The 6,372-nt window shown below is 71.8% G+C and carries 4 protein-coding genes; all 4 read left to right on the forward strand.

What is annotated here, in order from left to right:
- Positions 1-24 precede the first annotated feature (24 nt).
- The gene (locus WD271_07930) at positions 25-1,812 is read left to right on the forward strand and encodes an Hsp70 family protein (GenBank protein ID MEX1007761.1); all 1,788 of its coding nucleotides are present in this window, start codon (positions 25-27) and stop codon (positions 1,810-1,812) included.
- Positions 1,813-1,858: 46 nt separating this feature from the next.
- On the forward strand, positions 1,859-4,453 hold the full coding sequence (locus WD271_07935; GenBank protein MEX1007762.1) for an AAA family ATPase: 2,595 nt from the start codon (positions 1,859-1,861) through the stop codon (positions 4,451-4,453).
- Complete coding sequence (locus WD271_07940) at positions 4,450-4,773, forward strand: hypothetical protein (protein MEX1007763.1); 324 nt, start codon at positions 4,450-4,452, stop codon at positions 4,771-4,773. Before WD271_07935 ends, WD271_07940 begins: the two co-directional genes overlap by 4 nt.
- Before the next feature lie 51 nt (positions 4,774-4,824).
- Positions 4,825-6,372: Hsp70 family protein (locus WD271_07945; GenBank protein ID MEX1007764.1), on the forward strand; the 1,548-nt coding region annotated here is incomplete at its 3' end.

A 6,372-nucleotide genomic window follows, 5' to 3' on the forward strand; every position in this document is an offset into this window, starting at 1 on the left:
TAGGTGTCTCGCCAAAGGATGACAATGGGCTACTTCGTCGGGATCGATCTCGGCACGACGTTCACGGCAGCGGCGATCAACCGGAACGGGCGGGTCGAGATGGTGTCCCTCGGCCAGCACACGTCGGTGATCCCGTCCATGGTGTTCCTGCGCGAGACCGACGAGATGCTCATCGGCGAGCCCGCGGAACGTCGGGGCGCGACCGATCCCGCCCGTCTCGCGCACGAGTTCAAGCGGCGCATGGGCGACACCGCGCCGATCATGCTCGGGTCGTCTCCCTATTCGGCCGATCAGATCACCGCCGCGCTCCTGCGTTTTGTCGTCAACGCAGTGGCCCGACAGGAGGGTGGTCCGGCCGACGGAGTCGCGATCACGTACCCGGCGAACTGGGGCCCGTTCAAGGTCGAGATCCTGCGCGAGGCCGCGAAACTCGCCGATCTTCGAGACGCCGTGCTCCTCACCGAACCCTTCGCCGCGGCTGTGTACTACGCGTCAACCGAACGCGTCGAGGCCGGCGACACGATTGCGGTGTACGACCTCGGTGGCGGAACGTTCGACGCGGTGGTGCTGCGTAAGACCGTCGAAGGGTGGGAACAACTCGGCCGTCCGGAAGGTGTCGAGCGCCTGGGTGGTGTCGACTTCGACGAAGCGGTATTCCGTCACGTACGCGACGCGCTCGGTCCGGCCTTCGATGCCCTCGACCAGAACGATCCGAACGTGCGCGCCGCGGTGTCGCGCCTCGCGAGTGACTGCATTGCCGCGAAGGAAGCGTTGTCGTCGGACTCGGACGCAACGATAGCGGTGATCCTGCCGGGACTCCAGAGCGAGATCCGACTCACGCGTGGCGAGTTCGAGGCGATGATTCGTCCGACGCTGCGCGGCACGGTGGACGCGCTCCGGCGCGCGCTGGCGTCGGCCTCCGTCGATCCCGCAAGCCTCGAGACCGTCCTTCTGGTGGGTGGATCGTCACGCATCCCGCTCGTCTCCGAGGTGGTCACCGCGGCGCTGGGCCGCCCGGTTGCCGTGGACGCGCACCCGAAGCACGCGGTCGCGCTCGGTGCCGCGTTGGTCATGGGATCGGCACGGCGGACAGCCGCGGCCGCGGCAGCGAACGGCGACACACCCGTCGCGGTCGGTGCGGCCGCCGTGAGCGACGCGCCCCCTGCGACAGCCGCAAGCGCGCCCCCGTCCCCGCCGCGAGACCACGGCGGGCCCCGCACCAGTGGTGCACCGTCGGGTGGACCCTCAGGTACACCGCGCACACGACCCACACGGCGGCGCGGGCCGATGCTGGCCGCGATCATCGGCGCGGTGGTCGTATTGCTGGCGGTCGGTGCCGTGGTGCTCGCGTCTCAGGGCGGAGACGGCGATTCCTCGGCCTCGCCGCCTGGCTCGTCGTCGGCGACGACCGATGCAACGCTCACGTGTACGTCGGGGTCGAGCCGGTGTGCGTTCCTCACCGACGTTCGCCTCGACGGGGAGACCTACATCGCGACCTACGTCGTGCAGGGCTTCCAACCGATCATCTTCGAACCGAACGTGAAGGGGAAGCCGAGCGATCACCACGTCCACTTCTTCTTCGACACCGTCGGCGCCGATCACGCGGGTTCGAACACTCCGCAACCAGGGATCTGGGAGGTGTGGGACAAGGACTCGGGCCACGGTGAGCTGCGCTTCGACGCGTTCAACCTCACGAACCAGAACGACAAGGGTGGCGAGGGCGCAACGAAGCTCTGCATCCTCGTCGCCGACAAGGATCACGGGGTGGAGGCAGGGAGCGGCAACTGCCTCCCGCTACCCGCGTCTTCCTGAGGTTCCGGCCACGGACACCCACCGCAGCCATACCGAGGCGGGCTCGGTGCGAACACGCGCGACCGACGTGGTGCAGGCGGCCGAGGAAGGTCGTTCCCAAGCTCTGGTCGTGCACGGCGAGCTGGGCATGGGCAAGACGACGCTGCTCGACGAAGTGCGCGTGGCTGCTGCTCACCGCGCCGTCGCGGTGCTCGAGACGCGCGGCGTCGAAGCCGACGCCGAGCTCGGTTTCGCTTCGTTGCTCACGCTCCTCCGTCCGCTCGACGACGAGCTCGACGAGCTCGCCGGCCCGAACGCCGTCGACGTGCGGGCGGCGCTGACGCTCGGGACGCGCGAGCCCACCGACGATCGCCGGGTGAGACTCGGTGTGTACCGCGTCATCACGAACCTCGCCGAGCGTGGCCTCGTGCTCGTGCTCGTCGACGACGCGCACCACCTCGATGCGGCGACGAGCTCCGTGCTCGCGTTCGTCATCAGCCGCCTCGCGCGCGACCCGGTGGCGATGCTGCTCACGGTGGACGGTGAGCTGCTACCGCCACTCGGCGATCTCGCGCTGCCGACCGTCACGCTCGGCCCGCTGCCTCGCGAGGAGCTGGAGGCATTGGTGCGATCGGAGGGCCCTATTGCACCCGACGCGCTGGCGCGGTGCTGTGCGCTCGCCGACGGCAACCCCCTGATCGCAATCGAGGTCGCGCGATCGCTCGATGCCGACGAGCGCGCCGGGCGCGTGCCCGTGTCACTGCTCCCGCGACCTCCCGCGGCGCTCGCGCGCCGGCTCGCGATGCGGTTCGACGAGCTTGCCGACGACGCCGGTCGCGCACTCGTGGTCGTGGCCGCCGACGACACCGGACGGCTCGGGGTCGTGCGCGCCGCGCTCGCGCAACTCGCCGAGCCGACCGAGGCGCTCGAGCGCGCCGAACGATCCGGCCTGATCGAAGTCGACGGGCCTACCGTGCGGTTCGCGCACCCGCTGCTCCGCGCCGTCGCCTATCACCGGGTTGCTCCACCGAGTCGCCGCGCCGCGCACCGGGCCCTTGCCGGCGTGCTATCCGGGCCTGAGGACGCGGCGGCACGCGCGTGGCAGCTTGCCGCCGCCGCCGAAGGCGAGGACGAGACCGCCGCCGAGGCCCTCGTGCTGGTGGCCGGCGACCTGGCGCGCCGCGGCGGCGCGGCGTCAGCGGCGCGCGTCCTCGAACGCGCCGCCGGTCTCACTACCCCGGGAAATGTGCGCTCGGCGCGCATGCTCGCGGCCGCGGAAGCCTGGGTCACCGCGTTCGAACCCGACGCCGCGCGTCGCGCGCTCGCGGAGGTTGCCCCTTCCGCCGATCCGGAGATACTCGTGGGCGCCGCGCAGGTCGCACGGTGGACCGACGGACCGGTCGCCGCGCTGGAGCGAGTGCGGGTTGCGACCGACGGTGCGGTGCGTGACCTGGCGCTCGCGATGGAGGCCGACCTGCTCCTCGATACGGTCGGGGCAGCGGCGGCCGCCGAGCTTGCCGGTCCGCTCGTGGAGCGTGCAGCAACCGCCGGTGGCGCGCGCGTGCTCGCTGAGATCGTGCTGGCGCGCGTGGGCGGCGACCTGCCGGTACACGCGCCCGCCGAGGAATCAGCGGTTGGTGGACGCGTCGCCGCGCTCGTCGCGCTACGCCGCGTGCAGGCGGCCGGGGAGAGCGGTGCAGTCATCGCCCTGCCCGCGCTCCGTGGCGTCGAAGTCGTGGTTGCGGCGGCGACCGCGAGGCGTCATGCGGGTGATGTCGTCGGTGCCTACGACCGGCTGGTGCTCGAACTGGGACTGGTGCCGGAACGCGCGTCGCTCCAGCGCGCGTTCGTGGAGGTCGCACTCGCCGACATCGAGCAACTGCTCGGTCGTGACGACGACGCGCGGGCTCACCTCGCGAGCGCGCTGCCGCTGCTCGGCGAACGCCAGGCCCGCGCACTCGGTGCCGGAGGACCCTGGGTGGAAGGCCGTCTCGCGCTCGGTACCGGCGACGTCGCCTCGGCGTGCGCTCCACTCGAGACCGCGGCGCGCTGCCGTCCTCATCTGTACGCGCCGGAGCTGGCCGTCGCGCTCGCCGCGGCCGGTCGGCCGAACGAGGCGGAGCGATGGGTCGGGGCGATCGCGGATCAGTACGACGCGGGTTCTCTCACTGCAGCGAGGTGCGCACGCGCGCGGGCCGCGTTGCGCGGCGACGACACCCTCTTCTTGCGCGCGGCAGCCGAGACCGACGATGCCGGGTTGCCGATCGAAGCGTGCGAGACGCGTCTCGCGCACGCCGAGCACCTCACGCGCACGCGTCGCGCCGACGAGGGTCGCGAGCTCGCTCTCCTCGCTGGCGACGAGCTCGCGCGCTTGGGCATACGAGGATGGGCGGTGCGGGTCGGCCGGGTGCTCGACCCCGCGACGGGGACACCCGGTGACGTTGCGGGCGAGCTCACGTCGGCCGAATACCGTGTGGCGCTCGCAGTCGCCGAGGGCGCCACCAACCGCGAGGCCGCGGCCACGCTGTTCTTGTCGGTGAAGACCGTCGACTTCCACCTGCAGAACATCTACCGAAAGCTCGGGCTGCGCTCTCGAACCGAACTCGCGGTGCGCCTGACCCGTCACACCGACCCGACCCTCCGGAGTAGGACGTCGACATGACCGATCGCCCACCTGCGCGGGGGCCCTGGTGGCGCCTGGTCGAGGAGTACCTCGACGAACGAAGCCGCGACGAGCACGACAAGGCGCTCTCGCAGCCCGCCGACCCTTGGGCCGACGCACAGCCCGAGGTGCCGGGTCTCACCGACGCGCAGCGGGCGCTCCTCCAGGGAACGGATGACCAGCCCGCGGTGCCGCGGCTCGCGCACTCGCATTCTGTGCCCGACGACCAACCTTCGGTGCCTCGGTTCGCGCACCCGGCGTGCGAGCCGTCCACCGAAGCTCAGGGTGACGAGACACCCGGGACCCCAACGGGGACCTGAACCGGGAACACTCCCGGGGACAAGCCGGAGGGCGTGTCGTAACCTCGTGCCATGAGCACCGGCTCGGTTGCGCTCGGCGTGGACCTCGGGACAACGTGGACGGGCGCCGCCATCGCGGCACCGGGTGGGGAGGCCGAGGCCCTGGTCCTGGGCGAGGCGGGCCCCGCGATGCCGTCGGTGGTGGCCTTCGAGGGTGACGCGGTGCTGGCCGGCGATGCCGCGGAGCGCCGCGTGCTCGCCGAACCCACATCGGGCGCCCGCGAACCGAAGCGCCGCCTGGGTGACACCACTCCCTACGTGATCGGCGGGACTCCCTACGGGGCCGACACGCTGATGGGTCATCTGCTGCACCACGTCCTCGACGCGGCCACCGCGCACTCCGGTGCGCCTCCCGCGGTGGTCGTGTTGACGCATCCCGCGAACTGGGGCGAGTACAAGCTCGATCTGCTGCGCGAAGCCGGACGCGTCGCCGGCCGCGACGATGTGGCGCTGCGCAGCGAGCCCGAAGCCGCGGCGCTGCACTACGTGCACCTCGGCCGCGTGCACACGGGAGAGGCTGTCGCCGTCTACGACTTCGGCGGTGGAACGTTCGACGTTGCCGTCGTGCGGTGCGGCGAATCCGGCTGCGAGGTGCTCGGCACGCCGCAGGGGCTCGAACGACTCGGCGGCCTCGATCTCGACGAGGCCGTGCTGGCACACGTGAACACCGCCGTCGACGGTCGCCTCGCGACGATCGATCCCGCCGACGCGGCCTTCCGCCGCGCGTTCGCGCAACTGCGCGCAGACTGCACGCGCGCGAAGGAAGCACTGTCTGTCGACAGCGAAGCGTCGGTGCAGGTGGGGCTGCCGGATCTGGTGCTCGAGGTGCGCATCACGCGTGAGGAGTTCGAGGCCGCAGTGCAGCCGCGGCTCAACGACACCCTCGGGGCGTTCGACCGCGCATTGGCTTCCGCGGGGTTGACGGCCGGTGACCTCGCGGGGGTTTTGCTCGTCGGCGGGTCGTCACGCATCCCGCTCGTTGCCGAGATGGTCGCCCAGCACACAGGGCGTCCGATCCTGGTCGACGCCGACGCGAAACTGGTCGTCGCGCTCGGGGCGGCCGGGAGTGCCGCAACCCCTGCGACCGTCGGCGCGCCGACAGGCGCGCTTACAGAGGAGACAGCAATGGCTGACACAACCGACTCTGAGGAGAAGGCAGGCGGCGACGGCGCGAAGCGGGACAAGCCCAAGCGCACTGCGGCGAAGCGTCCCGCGAAGAAGATCGCCGGTCGTACGGTCGGCCGCGCCGCCGGCGCCGCCGCTGGGGTCGCGGCCGCAGCGGGGGTCACCGCGGCCGGGGCCGGGGCGCTGATGAGCGACGGCGGCGACGACGACGACACCGGCGCAGGTGCGGGCGGCGTCGCCACCGCGGATCCACCCCTGGCTCCGCCGGCGCCCGCCGACGACAGCATGGACGAGTTCGAGGACGCCGCGGGCTCGTCGGGTCCGGGCACCACCGCCTTCACGGGCTCGGGACCCGCCGCCGGTGCCGGGGGTGGAGGTGCCGGGAGTGGAGGTGCCGGGAGTGGAGGTGCCGGGAGTGGAGGTGCCGGGAGTGGA

This window comes from Acidimicrobiia bacterium (genome assembly GCA_040880805.1).
Lineage (GTDB): Bacteria > Actinomycetota > Acidimicrobiia > IMCC26256 > DASPTH01 > DASPTH01.